This window comes from Rossellomorea sp. GQ25, assembly GCF_059758515.1.
Window position 1 is genome coordinate 22018 of sequence record NZ_JCAXEQ010000005.1, and the last position, 24319, is coordinate 46336.

At 40.0% G+C, this 24319-nt stretch carries 27 protein-coding genes and 2 riboswitches; of the genes, 8 read left to right on the forward strand and 19 right to left on the reverse strand.

All coding sequences use genetic code 11. The annotated features are described in order from the left end of the window. Positions 1-23: 23 nt before the first annotated feature. From AC6CIB_RS15740 to ykzS, 4 genes are all read right to left on the reverse strand, one after another. A complete protein-coding gene (locus tag AC6CIB_RS15740; protein WP_498282234.1) occupies positions 24-749 on the reverse strand; it encodes an SDR family NAD(P)-dependent oxidoreductase in 726 nt (241 codons plus the stop codon). 173 nt (positions 750-922) lie between these two features. Then, a complete protein-coding gene (locus tag AC6CIB_RS15745) occupies positions 923-1102 on the reverse strand; it encodes a Spo0E family sporulation regulatory protein-aspartic acid phosphatase (RefSeq protein ID WP_498282236.1) in 180 nt (59 codons plus the stop codon). A 136-nt stretch (positions 1103-1238) separates the two neighbouring features. Next, the gene (locus AC6CIB_RS15750; RefSeq protein ID WP_498282867.1) at positions 1239-1379 is read right to left on the reverse strand and encodes a hypothetical protein; all 141 of its coding nucleotides are present in this window, start codon (positions 1377-1379) and stop codon (positions 1239-1241) included. Positions 1380-1593: 214 nt separating this feature from the next. Continuing rightward, on the reverse strand, positions 1594-1788 hold the full coding sequence (gene ykzS / locus AC6CIB_RS15755) for a protein YkzS (protein ID WP_498282238.1): 195 nt from the start codon (positions 1786-1788) through the stop codon (positions 1594-1596). A gap of 168 nt (positions 1789-1956) precedes the next feature. Between ykzS and AC6CIB_RS15760 the strand changes: the two genes are divergently transcribed. After that, positions 1957-2136 carry a YkvS family protein gene (locus AC6CIB_RS15760; RefSeq protein ID WP_044337597.1) on the forward strand — a complete coding sequence of 60 codons (180 nt, stop codon included), beginning with the start codon at positions 1957-1959 and terminating at the stop codon, positions 2134-2136. Positions 2137-2266: 130 nt separating this feature from the next. After that, positions 2267-3652 (forward strand): DUF2254 domain-containing protein, encoded by a 1386-nt coding sequence (locus AC6CIB_RS15765; RefSeq protein ID WP_498282240.1) that lies wholly within the window; start codon positions 2267-2269, stop codon positions 3650-3652. Between the two features lie 46 nt (positions 3653-3698). Here the strand turns inward: AC6CIB_RS15765 and AC6CIB_RS15770 are convergent, their stop codons facing one another. The 10 genes from AC6CIB_RS15770 to AC6CIB_RS15815 all read right to left on the reverse strand — a co-directional run bounded on the left by AC6CIB_RS15770 (position 3699) and on the right by AC6CIB_RS15815 (position 12573). After that, a complete protein-coding gene (locus AC6CIB_RS15770; protein ID WP_220154054.1) occupies positions 3699-3818 on the reverse strand; it encodes a DUF6254 family protein in 120 nt (39 codons plus the stop codon). A 71-nt stretch (positions 3819-3889) separates the two neighbouring features. Continuing rightward, entirely contained in the window at positions 3890-4921 is a 1032-nt protein-coding gene (locus AC6CIB_RS15775) for a YkvI family membrane protein (protein WP_498282242.1), read from the reverse strand. 140 nt (positions 4922-5061) lie between these two features. Beyond that, positions 5062-6756, reverse strand: a complete 1695-nt coding sequence (locus AC6CIB_RS15780; RefSeq protein WP_498282244.1) for a M3 family oligoendopeptidase — start codon at positions 6754-6756, stop codon at positions 5062-5064. A 180-nt stretch (positions 6757-6936) separates the two neighbouring features. Continuing rightward, complete coding sequence (locus AC6CIB_RS15785; protein WP_498282246.1) at positions 6937-7395, reverse strand: MarR family winged helix-turn-helix transcriptional regulator; 459 nt, start codon at positions 7393-7395, stop codon at positions 6937-6939. Positions 7396-7632: 237 nt separating this feature from the next. Then, on the reverse strand, positions 7633-7878 hold the full coding sequence (locus tag AC6CIB_RS15790) for an aspartyl-phosphate phosphatase Spo0E family protein (RefSeq protein WP_498282248.1): 246 nt from the start codon (positions 7876-7878) through the stop codon (positions 7633-7635). A 214-nt stretch (positions 7879-8092) separates the two neighbouring features. Continuing rightward, positions 8093-8605, reverse strand: a complete 513-nt coding sequence (locus AC6CIB_RS15795) for a 1,2-dihydroxy-3-keto-5-methylthiopentene dioxygenase (protein ID WP_498282250.1) — start codon at positions 8603-8605, stop codon at positions 8093-8095. Further along, complete coding sequence (locus AC6CIB_RS15800) at positions 8602-9249, reverse strand: methylthioribulose 1-phosphate dehydratase (protein WP_498282252.1); 648 nt, start codon at positions 9247-9249, stop codon at positions 8602-8604. Before AC6CIB_RS15800 ends, AC6CIB_RS15795 begins: the two co-directional genes overlap by 4 nt. After that, entirely contained in the window at positions 9246-9908 is a 663-nt protein-coding gene (locus AC6CIB_RS15805; protein WP_498282254.1) for a 2-hydroxy-3-keto-5-methylthiopentenyl-1-phosphate phosphatase, read from the reverse strand. The genes AC6CIB_RS15800 and AC6CIB_RS15805 overlap by 4 nt, the downstream gene beginning before the upstream one ends. Beyond that, the gene (locus AC6CIB_RS15810) at positions 9908-11122 is read right to left on the reverse strand and encodes a 2,3-diketo-5-methylthiopentyl-1-phosphate enolase (protein WP_498282256.1); all 1215 of its coding nucleotides are present in this window, start codon (positions 11120-11122) and stop codon (positions 9908-9910) included. The genes AC6CIB_RS15805 and AC6CIB_RS15810 overlap by 1 nt, the downstream gene beginning before the upstream one ends. A 113-nt stretch (positions 11123-11235) precedes the next feature. Then, a riboswitch (SAM riboswitch) is annotated at positions 11236-11338 on the reverse strand. Between the two features lie 50 nt (positions 11339-11388). Next, positions 11389-12573, reverse strand: a complete 1185-nt coding sequence (locus tag AC6CIB_RS15815; RefSeq protein WP_498282258.1) for a pyridoxal phosphate-dependent aminotransferase — start codon at positions 12571-12573, stop codon at positions 11389-11391. A gap of 121 nt (positions 12574-12694) precedes the next feature. Here AC6CIB_RS15815 and AC6CIB_RS15820 point away from each other — a divergent pair, with 121 nt between their 5' ends. The 3 genes from AC6CIB_RS15820 to mtnA all read left to right on the forward strand — a co-directional run bounded on the left by AC6CIB_RS15820 (position 12695) and on the right by mtnA (position 16111). After that, entirely contained in the window at positions 12695-13477 is a 783-nt protein-coding gene (locus AC6CIB_RS15820; RefSeq protein ID WP_498282260.1) for a carbon-nitrogen family hydrolase, read from the forward strand. A 103-nt stretch (positions 13478-13580) separates the two neighbouring features. Then, a riboswitch (SAM riboswitch) is annotated at positions 13581-13738 on the forward strand. 117 nt (positions 13739-13855) lie between these two features. Beyond that, positions 13856-15037, forward strand: coding sequence for an S-methyl-5-thioribose kinase (gene mtnK / locus AC6CIB_RS15825; RefSeq protein WP_498282262.1), 1182 nt, complete (start codon positions 13856-13858; stop codon positions 15035-15037). Positions 15038-15055: 18 nt separating this feature from the next. Beyond that, positions 15056-16111, forward strand: coding sequence for an S-methyl-5-thioribose-1-phosphate isomerase (gene mtnA / locus AC6CIB_RS15830; RefSeq protein WP_498282264.1), 1056 nt, complete (start codon positions 15056-15058; stop codon positions 16109-16111). Between the two features lie 51 nt (positions 16112-16162). Here the strand turns inward: mtnA and AC6CIB_RS15835 are convergent, their stop codons facing one another. The 3 genes from AC6CIB_RS15835 to AC6CIB_RS15845 all read right to left on the reverse strand — a co-directional run bounded on the left by AC6CIB_RS15835 (position 16163) and on the right by AC6CIB_RS15845 (position 20024). Next, positions 16163-16756: a DUF2087 domain-containing protein gene (locus AC6CIB_RS15835; protein WP_498282266.1), complete on the reverse strand. Its 594-nt coding sequence runs from the start codon at positions 16754-16756 to the stop codon at positions 16163-16165. Between the two features lie 638 nt (positions 16757-17394). Next, the gene (locus AC6CIB_RS15840; protein ID WP_498282268.1) at positions 17395-17856 is read right to left on the reverse strand and encodes a methylated-DNA--[protein]-cysteine S-methyltransferase; all 462 of its coding nucleotides are present in this window, start codon (positions 17854-17856) and stop codon (positions 17395-17397) included. A gap of 14 nt (positions 17857-17870) precedes the next feature. Then, positions 17871-20024, reverse strand: coding sequence for a PAS domain-containing sensor histidine kinase (locus AC6CIB_RS15845; RefSeq protein ID WP_498282270.1), 2154 nt, complete (start codon positions 20022-20024; stop codon positions 17871-17873). A gap of 170 nt (positions 20025-20194) precedes the next feature. On the opposite strand from AC6CIB_RS15845, the gene AC6CIB_RS15850 reads away from it, so the two are divergent. Together AC6CIB_RS15850 and AC6CIB_RS15855 are read left to right on the forward strand one after the other, a co-directional pair. Further along, the gene (locus tag AC6CIB_RS15850) at positions 20195-21220 is read left to right on the forward strand and encodes an acyltransferase family protein (protein ID WP_498282272.1); all 1026 of its coding nucleotides are present in this window, start codon (positions 20195-20197) and stop codon (positions 21218-21220) included. A 338-nt stretch (positions 21221-21558) separates the two neighbouring features. Beyond that, positions 21559-23289 carry a B12-binding domain-containing radical SAM protein gene (locus tag AC6CIB_RS15855; protein WP_498282274.1) on the forward strand — a complete coding sequence of 577 codons (1731 nt, stop codon included), beginning with the start codon at positions 21559-21561 and terminating at the stop codon, positions 23287-23289. A gap of 26 nt (positions 23290-23315) precedes the next feature. On the opposite strand, the gene ykzE is transcribed toward AC6CIB_RS15855, so the two are convergent. Continuing rightward, entirely contained in the window at positions 23316-23441 is a 126-nt protein-coding gene (gene ykzE, locus AC6CIB_RS15860; protein WP_498282276.1) for a protein YkzE, read from the reverse strand. Next, entirely contained in the window at positions 23441-23602 is a 162-nt protein-coding gene (gene ykzP, locus AC6CIB_RS15865; RefSeq protein WP_324747899.1) for a protein YkzP, read from the reverse strand. Before ykzP ends, ykzE begins: the two co-directional genes overlap by 1 nt. Positions 23603-23767: 165 nt before the next feature. On the opposite strand from ykzP, the gene AC6CIB_RS15870 reads away from it, so the two are divergent. Beyond that, positions 23768-24292 carry a CBO0543 family protein gene (locus AC6CIB_RS15870; RefSeq protein WP_498282278.1) on the forward strand — a complete coding sequence of 175 codons (525 nt, stop codon included), beginning with the start codon at positions 23768-23770 and terminating at the stop codon, positions 24290-24292. The last annotated feature ends 27 nt before the right edge of the window (positions 24293-24319 follow it).

Below are 24319 nucleotides of genomic sequence, written 5' to 3' on the forward strand. Positions count from 1 at the left end.
ACTTATCCTATTCCCCGACAGTGCTAATGCTCATAGATCATCTTCCTTGTCATTCCACCATCCACCACTAAGTTTTCTCCTGTAATGAAATCATTATCAGGATGAGCAAGATATAAGCATGCCCTTGCTATGTCTTCGGGTTTCCCTACTCTCCCCGAAGGATGCTGGTCATGGTCCTTGTCCCGTAATGAATCATAATCTTCGGTTTGAATCCAGCCGGGACTTATGGAATTCACCCGGACCCCAACCTCACTCAATGTAATGGCCATTGAATGAGTCAAACTCACAATGCCCCCTTTTGTTGCAGAGTAGGCTTCCGTATCCGGTTCAGACATGGAAGCTCTAGTAGAGGCCATATTAATAATGCAACCCCCTCGGTTCTTCATTAAAGCGGCCCCCTCTCTATTGCAATAGAAGACACTACTTAAGTTTGACGATAGAATGCTGTCCCAGTCCTCGGGATCCATCTCCCAAAAGGACATGAGCTTCGAAACACCTGCATTATTGATAAGTACGTCTACGACGCCATGATCTTCTTTTATCTTTGAAAAAACATCTTTTACCTGTTGATAGACTCCTACATTCACTTCATGAAACCTTGTTGAATAACCTTCTGAATTGAGCTGCAGGGATAATTCCTCCCCTTTATCCCCGTCCCTGTCCATAAATTCAACAACAGCACCTTGCTTCGCAAATTCTTCAACCAGCGTTTTACCGATCCCATTCGCTCCACCTGTTATGCAGACCATTTTTATCTTTCAATCTTGTCATCTCCCTTTATCTTCAAATATTTTCATTTGCGATTTACTGTTCTCTTCCTAAAAAGCATACCCTTTCCCCATGGCCCTCAACCTTCTTTCAGACATATAGAAAAGGATTAACCTGTGGAAATGCCGGGACATTCCAAGGTTAATCCTTTTATTTATTGTACTATCTTATTTTTTGTAGTTTTATTAATATCATTTTGCTGATGAATATTGATTAAGGCATCCAGCTCTTTACTAAGTTGAATGGTGGCTGGACTGCTAAGCCCAAAACGAACGCCTGTCTGTATCATCTTCCACCTTACCGTTTCAATTCGAGCCACAATGGTCCCATTCATCAACATCACCTCTTTTTCTTTACTCTATTTTACTATTAATTCCACGTAGAGAAAAGAAAAAAGTATCCGAACGCTATTTTGATATTGAGTCAAATACTGCGTAATGATTATTTTGCGAAGCGTTGTTTTCCAATGGTTAACATGGTTTCTCTATTTGTAATCCATCGCTTGTAGATGTTAGTGGATTATAGAAGAAGAGAGAACCTTGTCCTTGACCTCTGAAAGCCAAAGCCTCTTGAACAGCGTCTCTCGCTTCCTGTGAAGGCGCTTGGTTGATTTCCCCTTTCTGAACCGGTGAAAAGGCATATTGACCGTTTGCTACCTCCTAATTAGCACTCCCCCTAAGATAACAACGAATAAACAGAAGTTCATCAGGTAATGGTTACCACAGTCCGTTCTTTGTAGCCTGGCAATACATTCTAAAAAACCTTAGTGCTTCATATATTGGATATTAACCCAAAAAAAACGGAGGATCTCATCCCCCGCTTCTTCTAACTTCTTGGTGTATCTAAATAGTGATAAAAAATATCACCGCCATGCTGAGCCACTCCACGAAACTGTTTAAAATCCTCTTGTTTAACGAGTACAGATCGAAAGGTAAGAAAGTCTTCTTTCGTTACTCTTATTTCTTCCATTTTTCTTGTACGCAATAATTGTAATTGTTCAAGAATTTCTGTTTCACTCATATCCAAACAACCTCCATCCTGAATGTCTCTATTGTAGTTTTAAAAGGATGTAAACCTCAAGAATAATTTTTTTGATGAAATTTTTAGAAAACTCTTTACCTTTCCAAGAGTTTAAGTCAAAATATTAGTAATTGTTTGTAGAATTTTGGTAAAAAGGGGCGACCTCTGATGAAAAAAGCAGAAATTGGAAATGTGATTGAATTTAGAGAGGGTTTAAAAGGTATTGTAGAGAAAGTAAATGAAAACTCGGTTATCGTTGATCTAACGTATATGAAAAATTATCGAGACCTTGAACTGGAAGAAAAAACAGTTGTTAACCATAAAAACTATAAAATAGTTGAAGCATAGTACGATTTTCTAAAAGGTGGAGAATGAGACTCCATCTTTTTAAATTGAGCTCCTTAACTAGAGAAAGGTTTACGGAAATGTCATTAAGGATACTCTTATAGCATACTGTTTCGTAAGGTGGACCCCCGTCATGAATTTAAATATTCACATGGTTAACAAAGCCAGGAAAAGTTTTTGGTTTGTACCATTTTTATTTTCACTTATCTCATTAGTACTTGCTCTCATCACCTTCTATTTTGATTGGTGGTTGAGTCAGCATGAGTATCCTTTGTTCCCCAAGGTACTATTTTCCAATTTTGATTTATCCATGACCATCATCAGTACGATTGCATCTTCGATCATGACCATGACGACGATTACCTTTTCAACGATTATGGTCGTCTTAACCACTTTTTTGTCCCAATATTCACCCAGAACCCTGCAGAACTTCATTAATGACCGTCCTACACAACGGGTTCTAGCCATTTTTGTGTCAGGTGTGGTGTACTGCATCACTTTGTTGGTTCTCCTTCAGGACGAGTCCGGGCAAAAACTATATATTTCTTCGGCCTTTGCCGGTATAGTGGCGATTATTTGTTTATTTGTTTTCGTCTACTTTGTTCATCATGTTTCCAATTGGGTGAAGGTAAGTAATTTAATACATAATATAACAATCAAAACCAATAAAAAAATTGATAATAGTTATTTATATAGAAAGAATGCCATTAATGAACAGCCTTCAACCTTTAATGAGACGCTCTTTGACGATACGGAGCCCATTTTGGTGTATAGTGAACAATCGGGGTACTTACAACAGATCAATATTGAAGGAATGATCAATAATGCTGCTAAGGATGAAGCAGTTATCCGCATGATGAAAACACCCGGTGAATACTTACTTGAAGGAACTCCTATCATGACAGCATGGGCGACGAATAAAGACATTGATGTAGAAGATTACTTGGAATACCTCGTACTTGGGCCTGATAAAGAGCCCATGGAAGACATTGAGCTCGGGATAAGAAAGCTGGTTGAAATAGCCTTGAGAGCCATTTCCCCCGCCATCAATGACCCGAATACGGCAAAAAACTGTATAGAAGAAATCGGGATCATTCTATCGAAACTTGCTAAATACAAGCTTCCAAGCTCTTATTTATCGGATGAAGAAAACAATGTGCGAATCATATTGGAACAGCCTACCTTTGTTGATCATCTATACAAGAGCTTTTACCAGTTAAGGCATTACGGGAAGCAGGACATATCCATTATTGCTGAAATCCTGCGTTCGCTGCGAATGATAGGGGAAAACAATAGCGAAGAAACGCAGCATATGGTGTGGACATTTAAAGACTATATTCTGGAAGGAATTGATTACGAAAGCCTTCAAAATCTCGACATGCAGTACATTATGAGGCACCTGGATGAACTGGCTGCAGCTTGCAATCAAACGGATTGGGATAAGGATGAAGTGCGGAATAAATATTTCCCCGAACAATATAAGACAAGCGACTCTTACCATCATCAGAGAGAAGAGTAATTAGAGCCAAGAAAAAAACGGATGCACGATGCATCCGTTTTTTTTCTTATTCTTTTCCTTTTTTTCCTTCTGAAAGCTCCTTGAAGGATGATACTTTGCCATGAGGATGCTGTTCCTGTTTTCTTACATTCCACTGTCTTTCTTTTTCATGTTTTGATTGCGTCATGTTCGCCACTCCTTTTCATTAGTCCCTATTAACATGAGCAGCAGACCCGCATTTTACTCTCACCTTGATGATTATTTATTGGGTTTCATCCAAAGAAGAATGATGAATAATAAGCTCATATACCCAAAAAGTGGGTATAAATACGACAGAAGTTCACTGTATTCAAAAAAGCTTAACGAATAGATCACGAGAAAGATACCGGTAAAGGTCATTAAAGAAGAGCCCTTCCAATAATTCGTTAATTGTTTCTCCAGACCAAATACCCCCCCGATCACGGAAGTGAAAATTTCACCATAAATGATGATGATATAAACAAGATAAAACCCGGCTACAAAGGATTTCATCACCACAGCCATTGGAATTTGGTATTGTGTCACATTCGGGATCATGACTAAGGTAATATGACTGGAAATGAGGATCAGTGTAAGGAAAAAACCGCCAAGATATCCTCCATACTTAATGGTCTCCCGGTCTTTCACTTCTCCGGCAACGGGAACGAGAACCGCCTGAGCCATGGCCAGATTAAAGGCCACGTATGAAAAAGGTGCTACTACGGATTTCCATCCATCCTCTGCATGCGGTATCATTAGAAATGCGTCTAAAAAAGCTGCGTTTCGAACAGAATAAACCATCAATAAAAGATTAAAGACAATCATAAGAGGAACAACGAACGTATTAACTGCAAAAAGCCCTTTAATCCCCACCATCATCGTGATGAATCCAAGACCGATTGTCAGCAATATCCCTAATTGTTTTGGTAGCAAAAGCTGCTCTTGAAAAACAGCCCCCGCTCCTGAAAGCATAACCGCAGAAACCCCGATCAGCATAATCATCATGACGATATTCATAACCTTAGAAAACCATTTTCCAAATAGATATTCATTAAATTCTTCAAAGGACTTTGCTTTAATATCATGGGACTTCAGCATAATCTTCGTTCCCATTGTAATAAATAAGTACCCGCTTAATAAAATCGCAATAAACCCGACAAAGCCAAACCGAGTGAAAAACTCTACAATTTCCCTTCCTGTTGCAAATCCGGCTCCTATAACGGTACCAACATAAACAGCAGCTATTTGAAACGACCCAGCTAGTTTTTTCATCCCATCACCTCTGACAACCTTCTACTTCACCTTATGTACAAGCAGGGAAATTCAGAAGCAAAAGAACGTAATTCTTCCGGAATTGTAGAAGAGCCCTAACAAAAAGGGCAGCCGTAAAAAATACGCTGCCCTTTTTGCATTTATAATGATTGATCATCTATTCCATTTAGCCACTGTCTGATCGGTTCAATGACTTTTTCAACTGTCCCTTCCTGGAATGGAGAATCAAGTTTGGCTGCTTCTACAAGCCCGGTGAATGAAAGGCTCCCTCCCAGTTTACAAAGGGCAACATAGTCACTCCACGCTTCCTCACGATTAAGATTCATCTTCTTCCAGAATTGAAATGCACAAATTTGAGCCAATGTGTAATCGATATAATAGAAGGGAGAATTATAAATATGGGATTGGCGCTGCCAAAATCCTCCATTCTCCAAGTAAGAAACATGACCGTAGTCCTTATGGGGAAGATATTCCTTCTCAATTTTTCTCCAGGCGGCATTCCGTTCAGCCGGGGAAGCTTCAGGATTCTCATACACAAAATGCTGGAACTCATCAACTGCCACACCGTAAGGAAGGAATTGCAATGCTTCACTTAAATGTGAAAATTGATACTTGTCTGTATCCTCTTCGAAGAAATAATTCATCCATGGCCACGTGAAGAACTCCATGCTCATGGAATGAATTTCACACGCTTCATACGTTGGCCAAATATATTCAGGGATATCGAATCCCCTGCTGGAGTAAACCTGGAACGCGTGACCTGCTTCATGGGTCAATACATCAATATCTCCTGAGGTCCCATTGAAATTTGAGAAGATGTAAGGAGACTCATGGTTTGCAATATACGTGCAGTAGCCGCCTCCAGCTTTTCCTTTCTTCGCTTCCAGATCCATGAGATCATGCTCAATCATGAAATCAAAGAATTCCTTTGTTTCAGGTGACAGCTCTTCGTACATCTTTTTGCCATTATCTATGATCCACTGAGGGCTTCCTTTAGGAACTGCGTTTCCGGAAGTAAACTTAAAGCCTTCGTCAAAAAACTTCATGGAATCTATTCCAATGCGCTTTCCTTGTCTTTCTTTAAGTTCTGTAGCAAGAGGAACGATATGCTTCTTTACTTGCTCGCGGAAAACCTTTACCATATCAGGAGTATAATCCGTTCTCGTCATACGATAGTAACCTAATTCAACAAAGTTTTTATACCCTAATGTGGTCGCAATCGTGTGACGCAGCTTAACTAACTCATCAAATAGACGATCCAATTCTTCTTGATTCTCTTCAAAGAAAGCAACGGTCGCTTGAGCGGCTTCTCTTCTTGTTTCCCGATTTACAGATTGTGTGAAAGGACCCATTTGAGCCAAAGTTCTTTCTTCCCCCTCAAATGGAATCTTTGCAGACGCCATCAGCTTTGTATATTGGGAAGATAATTTATTTTCCTTCTGCAATAGAGTGACGATGTCAGGAGAAAAAGTCTTCATTTCACTTTCTGCCAGAGCGAATAGCTGCTTTCCCCACTTTTCTTCTAATTCTTTTCGATAAGGAGAGTTTACGAGTTCCTGGTAATATTCCGTCACCATCCCGTGAACCTCAGGCATCATTTCATCGATATAATCTTGCTCTTTTTTGTAAAACTCATCATTGGTATCGATAGAATGCCGGATATAGCATATATTTTGCATGTTATCGATGTTCAGACGTATATCATTCAATTCCTTCATGGCATCCACCTGTTCCTGTACATTGGACGCAGACCTAAATTTCCCTAGCAATTGTTGGAAAACAGGTTTAACCTCTTCTAAATTGGGCCTTTCATATGTAAACTGATCAAACTTCATACTATTGCCTCCTCCTAATATAATCCCGAATATAGTTATTCGACTTATGATAGAAAATCTCCTGTTTATTGTAATATCGAATTTTAGGAAATAGAAATAATGGAACTGATGTGAAAGGACGTGCTTATAAGACAAAATAAAAGCCCCGTCTCATGAAAGACGGGGCACAGGAAGTTCGACTCAATACGACAAGTCTTTAATGGATAAGCCTAATTTCTTCAACATTTCTATCGTTTCTTCCTTCTCATCAGGAGATAGAGCTGACATCAGTTCATGAATTCGATTTTCGTGATTAGGGAATATCTCATCAATTAACTTTCTGCCGCTTTCTGTTATTTGAGCATAGGTGACCCGACGGTCCTTTGGACAAGCATTGCGCTTTAGGTAGCCCTTTTGTTCAAGCTTATCCACTACATACGTAATGCTGCCGGAAGCTAATAGAATCTTTCCGCCAATTTGTTGCAAAGGCTGATCTCCCTTATGATAAAGAAGCTCTAGGACGGCAAATTCAGTAGGGTTTAAACCGTTCTCCTGGATGTTTTTATTTATCTCTTCATTTAAGGCTTTGAAAGCTCTTGACAGGACAATGAAAAGCTTTAATGATCGTTTTGTGTCTGGAGTTTCGTTCATTCCATTCATTCCTTTTAAATAAATATCTCAGTTTCAAAATATTATACAGATAAACCCTATCCTTGTCAAACAAGAATCACTGCTCAACAGTAAATAAACGAAGGGCGTTACGCATATAGCGAACCGCCCTTCGTTTATTTAGATAACGACAAATTAAAATGATTGTCTTGGTTTAAATGTGGATTTGTTGGAGATGATTGTCTCTTGTAAACCTTGAATGGTGAGGGAAAGCCTTGGTGAGTAGTCTCAAGAAGCAGTTCGTTTTAATAAGTTCTTAATGTATTGCCCAAATTCGTTTGATGTTTCTTGGAGGGTTAATGGTACTATCATATTTGTGCACTTTTCATAGTCGTTCAAAAGCTGATCTAATTGCTGGCTGCATTTGATTGTCTCCGCTGCACATAATCCTAAACTCTCTCCCAACCCAATCATTTCTGAACGTTTTTGATTAATTCTCATTAATAACCACTTCTGTTTTAGTAGACGACCCATTTCTTATAAACTCCTTTTTAGCTCCTAGCCTTTATTAAGTTAAATCGTTACTTGAGCATTATCGCAAGTATTATTAGAAAAGTAAATAGATTCGCAAAACAAGACAAAATAACTAGTAATGTATCTTAATTAGACATTTTTCGCTAAATATATCCTCTATCAAAAACAAAAGGATAGACAATGGATTCCACTCTTTGTCTACCCTAAAGTTATATTAATAGATTGGTACCCAGCCTTCCTGTGTAACGAAAATCCGGACGGCAACTACTTGCTTGTCTTCACTCAATGTAAAATAATGCCGGATATTTTCAGGGACTGAAATTAAGTCACCCGGGTTTAGATGCACTTCAAAGAAATCACCATCACTTCCTTGAATAACAAATACACCATGGCCGTTTACAATAAAACGGACTTCATCATCTGTGTGATGATGCTCCTGTTGGAAATTCTTTAAAAGCTCTTCAAGATTTGGTGTGCGCTCGGAAAGGGAAATCACATCCCAAGCCTGATATCCTCTTCGCTCTGAAATATTTTCAATCTCCTCTTTAAAAGTAGACAGAATTTCCGCTTTATCATCTTCGGTTAAAGCGTATTGGTCCCTTAGTCCTTCGTCCAGCTTTTCGATTTTCCAATGCTCATAAATGACTCCTTGTTCACTTAAATACTTCACTACTTCTTCCTGATTATCAATGACTTGGTTTTTCCCTTGGATTTTGATTGTCGTCATAATCTGACTCCTCCTTTAGTAAATGATCTCGTGTTCGTTAAGGATAAAAGAGTGAGTTGATATTGAAACATAAACTCACAAGCTTCTAATAGTTTCTTAGCTTCAAAACCGGTTCGTCCCCATACCGTAATCCCGTGGTTGCGAATGAGCACTGCCCCTTTGTCTGCTTTAATAAAGGACTGAAACTCCTCGGCAAGCGTCGGGATATGTGCATGATTACGAATAATTGGAATGGTTAAAGAATCATCTTCCTTCCATTTATCCCACGCTTTAATTAATTCTTGGTTTCTAAATGTGACGACACCTTCATCCCCATACAATTCACTAATCACATTATTGGCAACAGTATGGACATGTAAGCTGCAACCTGCTGAACTTTCTGTGAAAACATGACTGTGCAGCAATGTTTCGGCAGATGGTCGTAAAGGAGTATCCTCGATGGCCTCACCACGAGCATTCACGAGCAGGAAATCTTTATCGGTTTGCTTCCTTTTATCCTTTCCACTTGCCGTTACCAGGAAAGTAGCAGGTAAAGAACTCACTCGTATCGCAAGGTTCCCGCTCGTTCCCATAAACCAATCCCTGGCTGCCAGTTCCCTTTTAATATCAGCGAGTTCTTTCCATTGAGATTGATAGGAATTCATATTTTCACTCCTTTTTCAATGACGTCCAAGCAATCGTGAAAGGATTCAAACGGATGATAGAGAATTCCTTTTTCTTCGCATGTATGTGCCAAATAGTCTCTGGCGATCACAGTATCTCCAAGCTTTGCCATTTCGATATCAGTGACAGAATCCCCTATCACAATGACCTCTGTATCTTCTGTTAAAGACAACATTCTCAAGATGGAAGGCTTGCAGCACCCACATCCTTTATTTTCACAGTGATCGTCACATGGATATGGCCAATGAAGCGTTATGGTTGAGTCGTTAAAGTTTGCTTTATTACAATAAACCCCATTAAAAGGCCCATATTCTTTTAGTAAAGGATGAACAAAGAAGTCGATTCCACCGCTAACGATATACAAAGGAATCTCATGTTTTTTTGTATAATCTACAAATTCCTTAAACCCTTTACGTATGACTGCTGTGTCTAATAGATACTGAATCATTTCCTCTTTCTGTGATGAAGGAATAAGTGAAAACAGCTTGCTGACTCCTTCTTTAATGGAAATCGACTGATTTAAGATGTCGTCTTTGATAGGTTCCCATTCTGGAGAAGCAAAGGATTTCATTAACGAGATGATATTATCGGTTTCTGTAATCGTGCCATCAAAATCACAGAAAATGATCGGACGCGTCACTATACCTTTACCTCCTCTCCCCATAGGGATAGTGCTTTACGAAGCTCACTATGGGTATCTGCAGCATCTGTCAGAGACTCTCCTCTTAAAACTGCTTCAATTGCTTGGACGAATGCCTTTCCCCCTCCAATTGCCCCATCTGAATGGCCATGGATGCCACCACCTGCATTAATGACACAGTCTAAACCAAAATCCTTCATCAAAAGCGGTACAAGCGCAGGATGAATGCCAGCTGACGGTACGGGCAATGATCTTCTTAGTTGATCGTCATCCTTTGTTAACTCATGACTGAGCGACAGGACTTGGTTCTTATCTAATGCGACAGTTCCGTATGGAGATGGAAATAAAGAAAAATCAGCTCCGGCCATTCGTAAGAATTTCCCTAACCATAAAGAATAGCTCACACCATGTGCAGGAGATGAAGCAACAGCACCTGCAAATGCAGGGTGGGCCATAATCGGCAATCCGATCTCAGGGTCCTCCCTCAATTCCTGGAGAACATCCAGGCCGTATGAAAACACATTGAATAAAAGGGCATGGGCTCCAAGCTCACGTGCTTTTCTTGCTTTATCACGTAATTCTGAAGTCCTTCCTGTTAGGTTTACAGCATACAACGTTTTCTTACCTGTCTCTTCAAACAGCTCGTATAACACTCTTTTCCCTATATTGATCCTCTCAGTGAAAGGTGTTAGTGAATTATCAAAGAGAATCTCATCGTCTTTTACTACGTCGACTCCCCCTAGAGCCTGTGCCCTTAATTGAGTTTCAAGGTAGGTAAGATCCCTGCCGATTACGCCTTTAAAGATGCTCATTAACAGGGGTCTTTCTTGTACACCTGTTAGCTCCCTGATTCCTTCTATTCCAAACCGTGGCCCAGGATAGGCTTTTTTTAAGTCACTGGAAAACTCTATATCTACTAATTTCACTTCACCATCCAGGGAAAGCTTGCCGAATACCGTAGTAAGGATGGCTGGGATATCATTTGAATAATTATGACCGGGATAGCCAATTTGCACCTTACCTCTGGGTCCATTTTTACCCTCCCACTCTTTCACAGAAACGACTCTCCCCTTGTACTTGCGCAATTGATCCTGTTCCAGGAGCGGTAAGTCCGTCCATGAACCGACCGTCAATCCCAGGGCGATTCCCTCTGCCTTTTTCTCGAATGAACCACTCTTTCCCTTTAGTTCATATGTGGCTATCACTTCACTCATTGTTGTCCTGCCTCCTTTTGAAAACATGCTATTCTTATCCGCATGTTGATTTCATAAGCCCGGGTAAACAAAAAACCTCTTCCAAATAAGAAGAGGTTTGATAAAGTCACTCTTTCTTATCTGTCAGCATTATTGCTGCAAGAATTAGCACCGTGCTTGAATAAGTCGGTTGCCGGGCTTCATAGGGCTGGTCCCTCCGCCTGCTCTTGATAAGAATTTCATTATTCATTATTTCAGTTGGATTATTGCACCAATTTCAACTTCTGTCAATCCCTTTTATGGAATAATTCTAAATTTTCAATACGCGAAATCGCTTCTTTTATCCGCTCGTTTGTGGTTAATAGTCCTACACGTACATACCCTTCTCCGAATTCTCCAAAGCCAACTCCCGGGGCTACAGCGACTTTGATTTTTTCAAGTAAATAAGTAGAGAACTCTACAGAGGTGAATCCCTCAGGTACTTTTAACCAAGCAAAGAAGGAACCTTGTGGAGCTTTTACATCCCACCCTATTTCCTGAAGTCCGGAGATTAATAGTTTTCTTCTTTCTTCGTATGTTGAAACAAGCTCATGTACGCATTCCTGGGAACTTAAAAGGGCAGTGGTAGCCGCTTCTTGAATAGCACCGAACAGACTCACATATAAGTGATCTTGGAGGAGGTTGATCGCTTCTATGACACTCTTATTCCCTACTGCAAACCCCACTCTCCAGCCAGCCATATTATACGTTTTCGATAATGTATAAATCTCAATCCCCACATCTTTTGCTCCTTTTGTTTCCAAGAAGCTTATGGGCTTATTTCCATCAAACCCTATAGCTCCATAGGCAAAATCATGTACAACACAAATATCATGCTGATTGGCAAGAGTGACTGTTTCTTCAAAGAATGATTTTGTGGCGATCGCTCCAGTAGGGTTATTAGGGTAATTCAGAAACATTAGCTTCGCATTTTCCAGCTCATTACGAGAGTGTTCACGATAATCAGGCAGAAATCCATTTTTCTCTCGTAGAGGCATTTTAATCATACGTGCTTCTGCCAATGCCACCCCTGATAAATAATCAGGATAACCGGGATCGGGCACCAATACCTCATCACCAGGATTCAATAAACATTGAGGGATTTCAACTAACCCTGCCTTTCCTCCGAACAGCACAGCTACCTCTGTTTCCGGGTCTAATTCCACACCATATTCACGAAGGTAGAAAGCAGCAATCGCCTCTTTAAAGGACGATAAGCCGCGAAATGGAGGATACTTATGATTGGACGGGGAAGCTGCTGCTTCTGTCAGTTTTTCCACAATATGTGGAGGAGTCGGTTGATCCGGATTTCCCTGGCCCAAATTAATGACATCATGTCCCTCTTTGACCACAGCATTCACTGTTTCCGCGAGGGATGCGAAAAATTGTTCAGGTAATAAATCTAATCGTTTTGCCTTACTAAAGGTTTTCATACACTCACCCACTACATTTTTTTGAAAATTAATTACTTTCAAATTCTAGTCACAAATGATATAACGGAAAATAAAGAATGTAAAGGAATAAATTCCAAAAGTCCATAATGAGGTGAAAGAAATGATTCAAAAGATAGGTCTTGCACAAATGGATATTGTGTTCGGGGATCCCGAAAAAAACAAGCAAAAAGTAGAACAATGGGTTAAAAGAGCGTGTGACGAAGGCTGTGATACGGTTGTACTCCCTGAACTGTGGACGACTGGATATGACCTTACAAGAATGGAGGAAATCGCTGATGAAGGAGCAAAAGATTCAATCTCCTTCCTGTCTGCCCTATCAAAGAAATATTCTATTCATATTGTAGGTGGTTCTATTGCACAGAAAACGCAGGATGGGGTGTCCAATACCCTTTTAGTTACGAATTCAAAAGGCGAGTTGGTGAAAAAGTATTCGAAGCTTCACTTGTTTAAGCTAATGGATGAACATCATTATTTACTTCCTGGGCATGAAGATGGCATCTTCACCCTTCAAGACACAGAGATGGCGGGATTGATTTGTTACGACATCCGTTTCCCGGAATGGTTCAGAAAACAAGTTCTACTAGGTGCCAAGGTTGTTTTTGTCGTAGCAGAGTGGCCTGCAGCACGAATTGATCACTGGCAGACCCTCTTAAGGGCAAGAGCGATTGAAAATCAATGCTTCGTGATCGCCTGCAACCGGGTGGGAAGCGACCCGAACAATGAATTTGGCGGTTGTTCCCTCATCATTGATCCATGGGGAGAAATTCTTTCAAAAGGGTCACAAAATGAAGAATTGGTTTCAGCTAAAATCAATTTACAGGAAGTAGATAGAGTCCGAAAACAGATTCCGATATTCCAGGATCGAAGACCGCATTTTTATTAAAAAGGGTTATTTTTTTTAAAAAACGTTGACATGGAAAATACTTCGATGGTACTATTCAAATCAAATGAAACATTCTGAAAGTTTAATTAAATAGTTTACGCAACTCTTATCAAGAGCTGGCTGAGGGATTTGGCCCTATGAAGCCCAGCAACCGACCATAATACCGTTGTAAAACGGGGCGCAGCACGCGCCGGATTGAATGGATCCATTAAGGCACGGTGCTAATTCCAACAGAAAGATAGTCTTTCTGAGAGATAAGAGGCGACGAAGATACCTTCTTCAAGCCTCTTTCGAACATGGAAAGAGGCTTTTCTTATGCCACAGAAAAGCCTCCACAACACAGTCTTCAATAAGACTGTACTTAAAGGAGGAAGGACAATGGCGATTACGAGACTCAATACATATCAACCATTAACTGAACAGGCGGCAATTGCACTGGCGATTCGCTTAAGAATTTTTGAAGACGGCACTCTCTTAACGTGTGAAGAAATTGGAGACGGGAATTTAAATCTGGTCTTTCGTGTATTAGAACGGGAAACAGGTAAGGGAATCATCATTAAGCAAGCCCTACCATATGCGAAGGTTGTAGGTGAAAGCTGGCCGTTGACAATCGAACGGGCAAGAATAGAAGCGAGTGCCCTTAAGCTTCAGCAATCATTTGTAGGGGATCTCGTTCCCGAAGTGTACTATTCTGATCCGACACTTGCGATTACAGTCATGGAAGATTTGAGCGCACTGACCATTGCCCGGGCTGGCCTTATCAAAGGGGAAAATTACCCCCGGCTCTCCCATGACATTGGAACATTTTTAGCTAATACCTTATATTTCACCTCTGATTATGCCCTTCATCCTTTTAAGAAAAAGGAATACGTGAAAGAATTTTCAAATCCTGAGTTGTGCAAAATCACTGAGGACCTTGTATTCACGGATCCTTTTTTTAACAGTGAAACCAATGAATTTGAAGAAGAGCTTTCCCAGGACGTCCAACATTTATGGGCTGATTTCACCTTGAAACTTGAAGTGGCCAAATTGAAAAAGAGCTTTCTTACTGAAGGAGAGGCACTTCTTCATGGAGATCTTCATACGGGAAGCATCTTTGTAGATAAGAATCAAACAAAAGTGATTGATCCCGAGTTTGCCTTTTATGGACCGATTGGCTTTGATATTGGACAGTTCATTGCCAACCTTATTTTCCAAGCCGTTTCCAAGCCAGATGAGAAGGAAACGATTCTCTATCACATTGAGAATACCTGGAACGTCTTCTCTACTGTGTTCTCCAAGTATTGGAAAGAAAGCGGAGATGCCTACACGAAAGTGGATGGCTACCTTGAATATGTATTGGAGAAGAGCTTTCAAGACAGCATCGGTTTTGCAGGATGTGAATGTATCAGGAGAACGATAGGCCTTGCTCATGTTGAAGATTTGGAGAGTATCGCTGAAAAAGAACAAAGAATACTGGCCAAACGTACTTGCATAGTTCTCGGGAAAGAACTGATCGTGAAACGAAAACAGATCCATTCCATCGAGGAACTCATATCCTTAATACAGTCCCATTCTTAATGAATAAAGGAGATTATCATGACACAAACACTTACAATTCCAACTTCACTAGAGTGGCATGAAGATTATTTACTGATTCTTAATCAACAAAAACTGCCTAACATAGTGGAATACATTAAACTGACGACCATCGAAGAGTATTATGATGCGATTATCACACTAAAAGTGAGAGGTGCACCTGCCATTGGCATTACGGCTGCTTACGGTTTAGCCCAGTCAGCTTGTCAGTATGAAGTGAATACGTTAGAGGAATTTATCGGCCTGTTTCAATGTGACAAAGAATATCTTGCCGATTCACGCCCTACAGCAGTCAACCTGGTTTGGGCTTTGAACCGCTTGGAAAAGGTATTAGAGAATGTTTCTTCTGTTAATGAAGCTAAAACCAATTTACTCCATGCTGCCATCCAGCTTCATGCAGAAGACGAGGCCGTGTGCCGTCTTTTAGGGGAAAATGGTTTGAGTGTATTGAAGGATAAACAAATCGTGATGACCATCTGTAATGCCGGGTCCATTGCAACGAGTAAATACGGTACTGCATTGGCCCCTTTTCATCTAGGAAGAGAAAAGGGAAAAGCGTTTCAGGTTTATGCATGTGAGACACGACCTGTTCTGCAAGGAGCCCGCCTGACCGCTTGGGAGTTACAGCAATCAGGAGTAGATGTCACCCTCATCACAGATAGCATGGCTGCACATACCATGAAAGAAAAAGGTGTAGAAGCCGTCATTGTCGGGGCTGACCGGATTTCTGCCAACGGGGATACCGCAAATAAAATCGGAACGTCCATGCTTGCCATTTTGTGTAAACATTTCAATATACCCTTTTATGTCGCTGCTCCTTCTTCCACTTTCGATCTTTCCAGCTTAAACGGAAACGATATTCCCATTGAAGAGCGTAACCGGGAAGAAATCACAACAATCGGGGGGACGTTGATTGCTCCAGAAAACGTTCATGTTTATAATCCTGCATTCGATGTTACTTCTCATGAACTGATTACCGGCATCATCACGGAAAAATGTGTCCTGTACCCTCGCTTCGAGGAAAGTATTCAACAAACCATAGGTATTAAACAATAGCCAAAAGAAGAGCAATAGATTCCTCCTGCTCTTCTTTTGGCTTCCATGTTATTACCCATATAACTTTGTCGACGCCCACATTTCCCTCGGATTCACTTCATAAATGCTATTTTCCCGGTACATAAACTGATGAATGATAAATTCTCTTCGTAAGGTTGCAAAGTCTTCATGAAATTGCTGAATATATTCATTCAAATCTTTTTCCTTATATTTTTCTCCCACCTTTAATCCTTCCACCATATGTTCCAATATAAATAATTTCTTTTTTTGTTGAGAAGGAATATTTTTGATTCGTCCATTTTTCTCCAAGAAATTATTCATCACCTTTTGTTTTTCTTTCATTAGTTTTTCTGCCATCACACTGTCCCCTTTCTCTTCATGAGCAAACTGATGAAGAACACTCCCATGATGACTCAGAACTTTTTTATTCAAATAGTAGTAAACCGTGTTCTTCTCCCTTCGTGAATAAACAAGATTGCACTCTTTGAGTTTCGTTAGGTGATGGGATATTGTCGGGGCGGTGAGTCCCAGTTTTCCCGCAATGGCTCCTACGTGAAAGCTTTCTGATGCCAGTAAATAGACAATCTTGATTCGGGTCGGATCCCCCATTGTTTTATGAAAAGCTACCTGCTTACTTAATTGCAACAGGTCTCCCCCTTTCTAATTAGAATGATAAATCAATCACAAAATAAATAGGCTATTTTCGTAAACTTTGTTGCTTAGCGAGTAGTGGGTGATTTCCGCTCCAGGTGCTCGCTTTCCGCGGGGCGTGTGGTGAGCCTCCTCGTCACTCTGCTCCTGTGGGGTCGCACCTGGCAAAGCCCTTCCGCTTTTCGTACTGTCCCGCTTCTCCCGCAGGAGTCGAGCACCTGCAGCGAGAATCAACTTTCTCAGCATAAATTTTCTTAGAAAATCTAAATAATAACAACAAAAATTTAGAAAACAACCTCTTTTACCAGTGAACTATTTTCTCTTGTGTACTAGAAATTCTGTCTTCTTTAAAAGTTTTTGTTACCTTTAAGCTCTGTGTCATGAAAATTTCTTATAGATGGTGAGGGGAACTGCGTAGTCCCCCGCGGAAGTACGGGCGTGCAGAGACCCCGTTCGGCTAAGCTTTGGAGGCTCGGCCGAACGCTAGCTGCAAACGGAGCGGTTCCCCTCACTATCTAGCACACACGGGTTGACAGAGTCCTGGCTGATCATATGTCATAATACAACAAACCTTGCGAAATCAGTCATAAAAAAACAGGCATTCTCCCTATGGAAAATGCCTGTTACTGAATCTATTTTTCTAATGACAGTAAGGTTTCTTTCTTATCCACCTGCTTACCAGCATAACCTGTAAGTGTGTTATTCTTACCGATGACACGGTGACATGGGATGATGATGGGGAATCGGTTGGCTTTATTCGCTTGCCCTACTGCCCTGACAGCTTTAGGTCTTTGGATCGCTTGGGCTACCTCCTGGTAAGACCGGGTTTCACCAAATGGAATCTGTTGCAGGGTGTTCCATACTTCCTTCTGAAAAGCCGTTCCCTCTATCTTTAGAGGGAGATCAAATTCTCTTCTCTCCCCCTTAAAGAATTCTGTGATTTGCTCTTGTGCCCTTAGTAATATTGGATTCTCGGTGACAAAATCCCCTCGTAAATCATTTTCTAAAAACTGTACCGAAATTAGATGGCTCTGATCCGCTTGAAGTTCTAACTTTCCAATCGGACTCTCCATTATAATAGAATGAGATGACATTATACAGGACTCCTTTACGATTTAGGGAGATAGATGTGGAAGGTGGTTCCTTCTCCAACGATACTCTCAACCTGAACACTTCCTTTATGCTCTTTAATAATTTTAAAGCTTACCATCAGACCAAGTCCAGTTCCCCGTTCCTTCGTAGTGTAAAATGGTTCACCAAGCTTTCTAATCTTATCCTTTGATATCCCGCCACCCTGATCTTTTATGCGTATGTGAATCATTTCATCATCCGTCTCTTGGATTCGGATGGAAATGAACCCACCGTCCGTCATAACTTCAATCGCATTCTTGATGACATTAATGAAAACCTGCTTTAACTGATTGGGCTCTGCGATGATGGTTGGGAGATCCACTTGGTAACTCTCCTCGTATTGCACATTATGCATGACTGCCTGAGCACTTAATAGTTCTACCGTATCTTTCATGATTCTGATTAAATTTGTTTCTTGATATTGAATCGCCTGTGGCTTTGCTAATACTAGAAACTCAGTAATGATGGATTCAATTCTCTGAAACTCAGAAGTAATCACATTAAAGTACATCTCATGATCTTGACCCACACTATTTTCCAACAATTGAATAAAGCCTTTAAGGGCAGTCATTGGATTTCTGATTTCATGGGCAATACCTGCAGCAAGCTCCCCAACTACACTCAATGTATCTGACTTTCTCAACTGCTCCTGCATTTCAATTTGTTCTGTAATGTCACGAATGATCGTTAGATTTAAATTAGAGAGCAAATTGTACTTGGATGACAGCTCAATGTATTGAACCTTATCCCTATGAGAAGTCAACGTTTTTAAAAACGTCGCCTGCCCGTCTTCTTTCAATTGTTGTAAGTATTCATCATATGATTCTTCACCGGGTTCTATAGTCAATATTTCACGTACATCTTTACCTATTAAGTGATCTTTCTCGATATCAATGATCTTACTCACTTCAGGATTTGCGTCTACGACAACATAATTGTGATTGGTAAGAATCAGGCCGTCCAGTGAACCTTCGAAAATCTTCCTGAACCTCTCCTCGCTTTCCCGCAATTCCTTTTCCATTTGATAACGCTCACTGACATTTCTGAAGATCGTCATGTTATACCCATCAACGGAATGAAGCTTAGAAGTGAACTCCAAATGCTTCAACTGATTGTTAGGCATTAGAAACAGTACTTCATCCCTTACTGCACCGCTTCTGTTTAACTGTTCCATGACTAAATCAAACTTTTGGCTTTCCAGAGGATAAACAAAGTCACGGATCCTCTTCGAAAGAAGCTCTGAAAGTGAGCATTCAAAGATCTTCAGGGCGGAAGAGTTCGCTTTAAGTACTCTACCATCCTGATCCCATAAAACGATCGCATCAATCGCTTCTTCAAATAAGCCTTTAAACAACTCTTCGTTTCGTTTTAATTGAATCTCCATCTGTCTCTTCTCGGTTACATCCCTAAGGATGGCCATATGAAGCTTGTGATGCACATACGGACTTGTCGTAAATTCCACCATTGAAATGCTATGTGATTTTTTTATTGGAATTTCCCCACGGGCTTTTTTGTTTTGAGAAATCAGTTCTTTTATCTTTTCAACCTTATAATGCGCATTCTCAGGAATAAATGAGCTTATTTTCCTGTTTGTGATTTCATCCTTTTCCAATCCGACTTGTAAACTGAATGCCTGATTCACGTCGTTAATATTTCCTTCTATATCAAAGAGAACGATTCCTTCTGATGCATTCTGAAAAATATTCGATAACAAATGGACATTCATATGATCTTTCCGCTCTTTTTCCTTTAGTGCCGTTACATCCTTGAAATACAGATAGGCATTAGGAGAAATGGTCGATTTTTTAAGCAATAGTTCAATATGGATGATTTTCTTATCACTAATATTCATTAACGTTTCATCTTCAAGGTTCTTTCCGGTTTCCATTACTTCCTTATAATGAGCCACAATCGGGGCCGGAACAGAAGAAAAAAAGTTGCTGAACAGTGTGCCTACAATCCTTTCTTTCGTGGTCTGTAGCGTTTCACATGCTTCTCCATTGGCAAAGACAATTTTCAACTCTTTATTGATCACGAACATCGGCATGGGTGATGCTAAGCAAATTTCCCTATCGACGGGATGACATTCGTCCTTATTCAGCTCTTTCTGCAATTTACTACTATTAGTCATTTCCTCATCCCCCTACTATTTTAAAAGACGACTATTGGCTCAGGTCATTATAGAGTTCGCATAGCTTCCCATACTTTTGGTGATAATTAACAGTGAAATTCATGTTTTACTCATTGTATCCTAGGGTAAGAATGAATTAGGATAAATCTATTCTAAGAGATGGTGAAGATATGAAACAACGTGACTATTACTTCGACAATGCCAAATTCATTTTGATCTTCCTGGTTGTTTTTGGACATTTGATCCGGTCCTATATAGAAAGCGATCCATTTATCCTTTCTCTGTACAAAACGATCTACACCTTCCACATGCCAGCCTTTATTCTTGTGGCAGGGTTTTTTGCAAAAGGATTTTATAAAAAGGGATATATTCAAAAACTGGCGAAAAAGTTAATACTTCCTTACCTTGTGTTTCAATTGATCTACACGGTGTATTACTATTTTCTTTATCAAAAATCAACATTTGAAGTCGATCCCCTTAATCCGCACTGGTCATTATGGTTCCTCATCAGCTTATTCTGTTGGAACGCATTATTGTATGTTTTCATCAAGTGGTTTAAGTTCAAGCCCGGCATCGGATTGACAATCGCTTTTTCCATTGGGCTGCTTGTAGGATTTGCTGATGTGATTTCAAACTATCTAAGCCTGTCCAGAACATTTGTTTTCTTTCCCATTTTCCTGATGGGCTATTATTTGGAGAAGGAGCACTTCGAATATTTTAAAACGAGTAAAGCACGTATAGTGGCAGGTACATTATTTGTTCTCGTATTTTTAGGAATGTTTTTTATACCTGAATTCTCCGATAAATGGTTACTTGGCTCTAAGCCGTATGGAGACTTCGAAGGGAACAACGTCATTAGTTTAGCGGTCAGGGCATTTGTTTACTTGCTGAACGTTGTGATGATCTTTAGCTTCTTTACCTTTGTCCCTACGAAAAGACAGTTCTTCACTAAGTGGGGCAAAAATACGCTATATGTATACTTGCTGCACGGCTTTCTTATCCGCTTATTCCGGGAAAGCCAGCTGAAGGATACAATTGATCCCACTACGAGTTTATTAATCTTACTCGGTGTATCATTGGTTCTGACAATGATTTTCTCAACATGGTTTTTCACAAGCATAACGCAACCAATAGTGGAGTTTAAATCAACCAAACTCCAGAAACTTCTTTCAAAAAGAGAAATGAAAACAAGATAAACCTCACTAGAAAGGGCTGACCCAATAGCAGACACGGGTCAGTCCCTTTTCATGAATATCTATTCTCTTAAGGTATATATTGATCATCTTCTACACAATTTTCAAAAAACTATTTATTTTATTATACTATTCGTAACTTTTCCTTAAATTCCTTCTAATACTTACAATAAATTTAAATTCATTCTAGACAAACATTGAGCTTTCTCTCTTCCTTAGATAAAATGATAATCAGAACTGTTGATATTAGATGTACGAACAACTCGTACATGTTGGAATATATCGTTTAAAATGGTTCACATGGTTCATCCATGTGAGGTTAGTATAAAAGGAGCTTATTGATGAAAAAAGTCGTTTTAAGTACGTTAAATGCAAAATATATTCACACCAATCTGGCGATTCGTTGCCTGAAGGCCTTTGCAGAGCCTGAACATGAGATAGAACTGGCTGAATACACCATTAAAGATCCAACCCTTAACATCGCTTCTGACTTGTTTTCGAAAAAACCTGATATTATAGGATTCAGCTGTTACATTTGGAATATCGAAGAGACGATTAAAGTGATCAAGATCCTTCGTAAAATCCTGCCTGAAATAACCATCGTCCTGGGTGGGCCAGAAGTCACATATGATGTTCCCTACTGGCTGGAGCGGCTGCAAGACGTTGACTTTATCGTTATCGGTGAAGGGGAAGAATCCTTTAAGCAGTTATTGGAGGAACTTAATGGTGATAGGGACTTTTCACAGGTCCATGGAGTGGCTTACTTAGCAGATGGAAAGCCGGTCATCAAGCCACAGCAGAATAAAATTGATTTAAGAGATGTTCCTTCACCGTTTCGCTTTCAAGAAGACCTTCCTCAATTGGGTAAGAGGGTTACGTATATTGAGACAAGCAGAGGTTGTCCATTCCGTTGTCAATTCTGTCTTTCTTCGATCGAAGTAGGTGTACGTTACTTCGACAGAGAAAAGGTAAAAGATGACATTCGATTCTTAATGAAAAATGGTGCAAAAACGATAAAGTTTGTGGATCGTACTTTCAATATCAGCCGAAGCTATGCCATGGAAATGTTTCAATTTCTAATCGATGAACACTTGCCTGGAACCGTCTTTCAATTTGAAATCACAGCAGACATCATGAGACCGGAAGTCATTGAATTCCTGAATGAAAATGCCCCAGCAGGTTTATTTCGCTTTGAAATAGGAATCCAATCAACAAATGACGAAACGAATGATCTTGTGATGAGAAAACAAAATTACTCGAAACTGACAAGAACCGTTACGATGGTCAAGGATGGAGGAAAGATCGATCAGCATCTGGATTTGATTGCCGGTCTGCCTGAAGAGGATTACCATTCATTCCGGAAAACCTTCAATGATGTATTTGAACTGCGACCAGAAGAACTTCAATTAGGATTCCTGAAGATGCTTCGTGGTACGGGCTTAAGGATTCGTGCAAACGACCATCAATATACGTACATGGACCATTCACCCTATGAAATCTTGGGCAACAATGTATTATCCTTTGATGATATCGTTAGAATCAAACAGGTTGAAGATGTATTAGAAAAGTATTGGAACGATCATCGTATGGATCGGACGATCGAATATCTGGTGACCGAATGCTTTGAAACACCCTTTGATTTCTTCCAACTATTCGGCTCCTACTGGGAAAACCGTGGTTGGTCAAGAATCGGGCATCAACTGGAGGATTTGTTTAAAAGACTACATGAGTTTTTATATACAGAGACAAGCTACAACATGTCGATTATTGAAGGTCTAATGAAACTGGATTATTTAGAGAATCAGAAGTACAAACCAAGAAAGCCTTGGTGGACACATGAACTGACGAAAGAAGAAAGGTCTGCTATTTATCAAACTTTGCTTGCACAACCATCTATCGCAGGTGAATCTTTCGCTGAGCTAAACTTAAATGAAAAAGAATTGTATAAGCATACACTCTTAGAAACGATTCAGTCGAAGGATGGACAAGATCAGTATGTATTAGCTTACTTTGAACCAGCCTCAGGTCAATCTACCGTATTTGAGTTTGGCCGACAATCTGTTTCACTATAAACAAGAAGAAATGTTAAGCGGTTCGCTTAACATTTTTTCTTGTCTTCTTTTACTTTTGGCTGTTTTTGTGTCACTTCCAGGATCTTAGCCGCATTAACATCTCCAAATTCCTGACCAAACTCCTCACGGAAGGATTGTTTTTTATCCTTCATCAGCTTCTACCCTTCATACCTTTAGAAGAGTTTCTATTCTTTCCCTTCGCTGGATCTTCTCCTTGTGAGAATTCAGCGGAGAATTCTGCCTCTTGCTTATTCTTTAAAGGTGTTTGATTGTTCTTTTCAGCAGCATTATACTGAGCTTTACGTTTCATCATTAACTCATCTCCTTTGTAACCTTACTTTCCCCACTCGATTCTCTTTCCATTCCAAAAGATATATGATTTTCAGATGATAAAGGTATTCCAATACTAGAAGAAAAAGTCTGAATAAATGCAGCATTTAACCAAAAACTATGCAAAAATGTTAAATGAGGATATGACATGATACTTGTCTTCTTAATTTGTTACGCTCTACTTGGATGGAAATTCGGAAATTGGAAAGATTTTTACAGCTATTATCCAACATTGTTGTTTTTTATTATTGGAGATCTACTCTCCCAGTTCCTTTTGTATGACTACTCTATGTGGAAATTCCATGCGATTACACCATTCGGGGACCACATCAACCTGAATCATACGATCATTTCACTGTGTAAAATGGCTGTTCAATACACCGCAACCGTTGCCATCTTTATCGGGAAACTCCCCTCAACATACTGGGGAAAACTAGCCTGGATACTAATGTGGACTGGTATTTACGGTCCGACAGAAGGCTTATCCTATGTATTTGGGATGATGACCTATCACCACGGCTGGCATTTGGGGTGGGATATCCTATTTAATATCATGATGTTCACCGTACTCATTGTCCATCATAAAAACCCGATTGTAGGATGGATCATATCCTTTCCCATCATTATCTTCCTTTGGATTTACTTTGATGTCCCTTATTCTGTGCTCAAATAAAAAAAACGATGCGGCATGCATCGTTTT

Excerpts from the sequence above, each read along its gene's own strand:
- AC6CIB_RS15740 (WP_498282234.1), bottom strand. The coding sequence starts at position 749 with ATGGTCTGCATAACAGGTGGAGCGAATGGGATCGGTAAAACGCTGGTT.
- AC6CIB_RS15745 (WP_498282236.1), bottom strand. The coding sequence starts at position 1,102 with ATGAATGGGACCATTGTGGCTCGAATTGAAACGGTAAGGTGGAAGATG.
- ykzS (WP_498282238.1), bottom strand. The coding sequence starts at position 1,788 with ATGAGTGAAACAGAAATTCTTGAACAATTACAATTATTGCGTACAAGA.
- AC6CIB_RS15760 (WP_044337597.1), top strand. The coding sequence starts at position 1,957 with ATGAAAAAAGCAGAAATTGGAAATGTGATTGAATTTAGAGAGGGTTTA.
- AC6CIB_RS15765 (WP_498282240.1), top strand. The coding sequence starts at position 2,267 with ATGAATTTAAATATTCACATGGTTAACAAAGCCAGGAAAAGTTTTTGG.
- AC6CIB_RS15770 (WP_220154054.1), bottom strand. The coding sequence starts at position 3,818 with ATGACGCAATCAAAACATGAAAAAGAAAGACAGTGGAATGTAAGAAAA.
- AC6CIB_RS15775 (WP_498282242.1), bottom strand. The coding sequence starts at position 4,921 with ATGAAAAAACTAGCTGGGTCGTTTCAAATAGCTGCTGTTTATGTTGGT.
- AC6CIB_RS15780 (WP_498282244.1), bottom strand. The coding sequence starts at position 6,756 with ATGAAGTTTGATCAGTTTACATATGAAAGGCCCAATTTAGAAGAGGTT.
- AC6CIB_RS15785 (WP_498282246.1), bottom strand. The coding sequence starts at position 7,395 with ATGAATGGAATGAACGAAACTCCAGACACAAAACGATCATTAAAGCTT.
- AC6CIB_RS15790 (WP_498282248.1), bottom strand. The coding sequence starts at position 7,878 with ATGGGTCGTCTACTAAAACAGAAGTGGTTATTAATGAGAATTAATCAA.
- AC6CIB_RS15795 (WP_498282250.1), bottom strand. The coding sequence starts at position 8,605 with ATGACGACAATCAAAATCCAAGGGAAAAACCAAGTCATTGATAATCAG.
- AC6CIB_RS15800 (WP_498282252.1), bottom strand. The coding sequence starts at position 9,249 with ATGAATTCCTATCAATCTCAATGGAAAGAACTCGCTGATATTAAAAGG.
- AC6CIB_RS15810 (WP_498282256.1), bottom strand. The coding sequence starts at position 11,122 with ATGAGTGAAGTGATAGCCACATATGAACTAAAGGGAAAGAGTGGTTCA.
- AC6CIB_RS15815 (WP_498282258.1), bottom strand. The coding sequence starts at position 12,573 with ATGAAAACCTTTAGTAAGGCAAAACGATTAGATTTATTACCTGAACAA.
- AC6CIB_RS15820 (WP_498282260.1), top strand. The coding sequence starts at position 12,695 with ATGATTCAAAAGATAGGTCTTGCACAAATGGATATTGTGTTCGGGGAT.
- mtnK (WP_498282262.1), top strand. The coding sequence starts at position 13,856 with ATGGCGATTACGAGACTCAATACATATCAACCATTAACTGAACAGGCG.
- mtnA (WP_498282264.1), top strand. The coding sequence starts at position 15,056 with ATGACACAAACACTTACAATTCCAACTTCACTAGAGTGGCATGAAGAT.
- AC6CIB_RS15840 (WP_498282268.1), bottom strand. The coding sequence starts at position 17,856 with ATGTCATCTCATTCTATTATAATGGAGAGTCCGATTGGAAAGTTAGAA.
- AC6CIB_RS15845 (WP_498282270.1), bottom strand. The coding sequence starts at position 20,024 with ATGACTAATAGTAGTAAATTGCAGAAAGAGCTGAATAAGGACGAATGT.
- AC6CIB_RS15850 (WP_498282272.1), top strand. The coding sequence starts at position 20,195 with ATGAAACAACGTGACTATTACTTCGACAATGCCAAATTCATTTTGATC.
- AC6CIB_RS15855 (WP_498282274.1), top strand. The coding sequence starts at position 21,559 with ATGAAAAAAGTCGTTTTAAGTACGTTAAATGCAAAATATATTCACACC.
- ykzE (WP_498282276.1), bottom strand. The coding sequence starts at position 23,441 with ATGAAGGATAAAAAACAATCCTTCCGTGAGGAGTTTGGTCAGGAATTT.
- ykzP (WP_324747899.1), bottom strand. The coding sequence starts at position 23,602 with ATGATGAAACGTAAAGCTCAGTATAATGCTGCTGAAAAGAACAATCAA.
- AC6CIB_RS15870 (WP_498282278.1), top strand. The coding sequence starts at position 23,768 with ATGATACTTGTCTTCTTAATTTGTTACGCTCTACTTGGATGGAAATTC.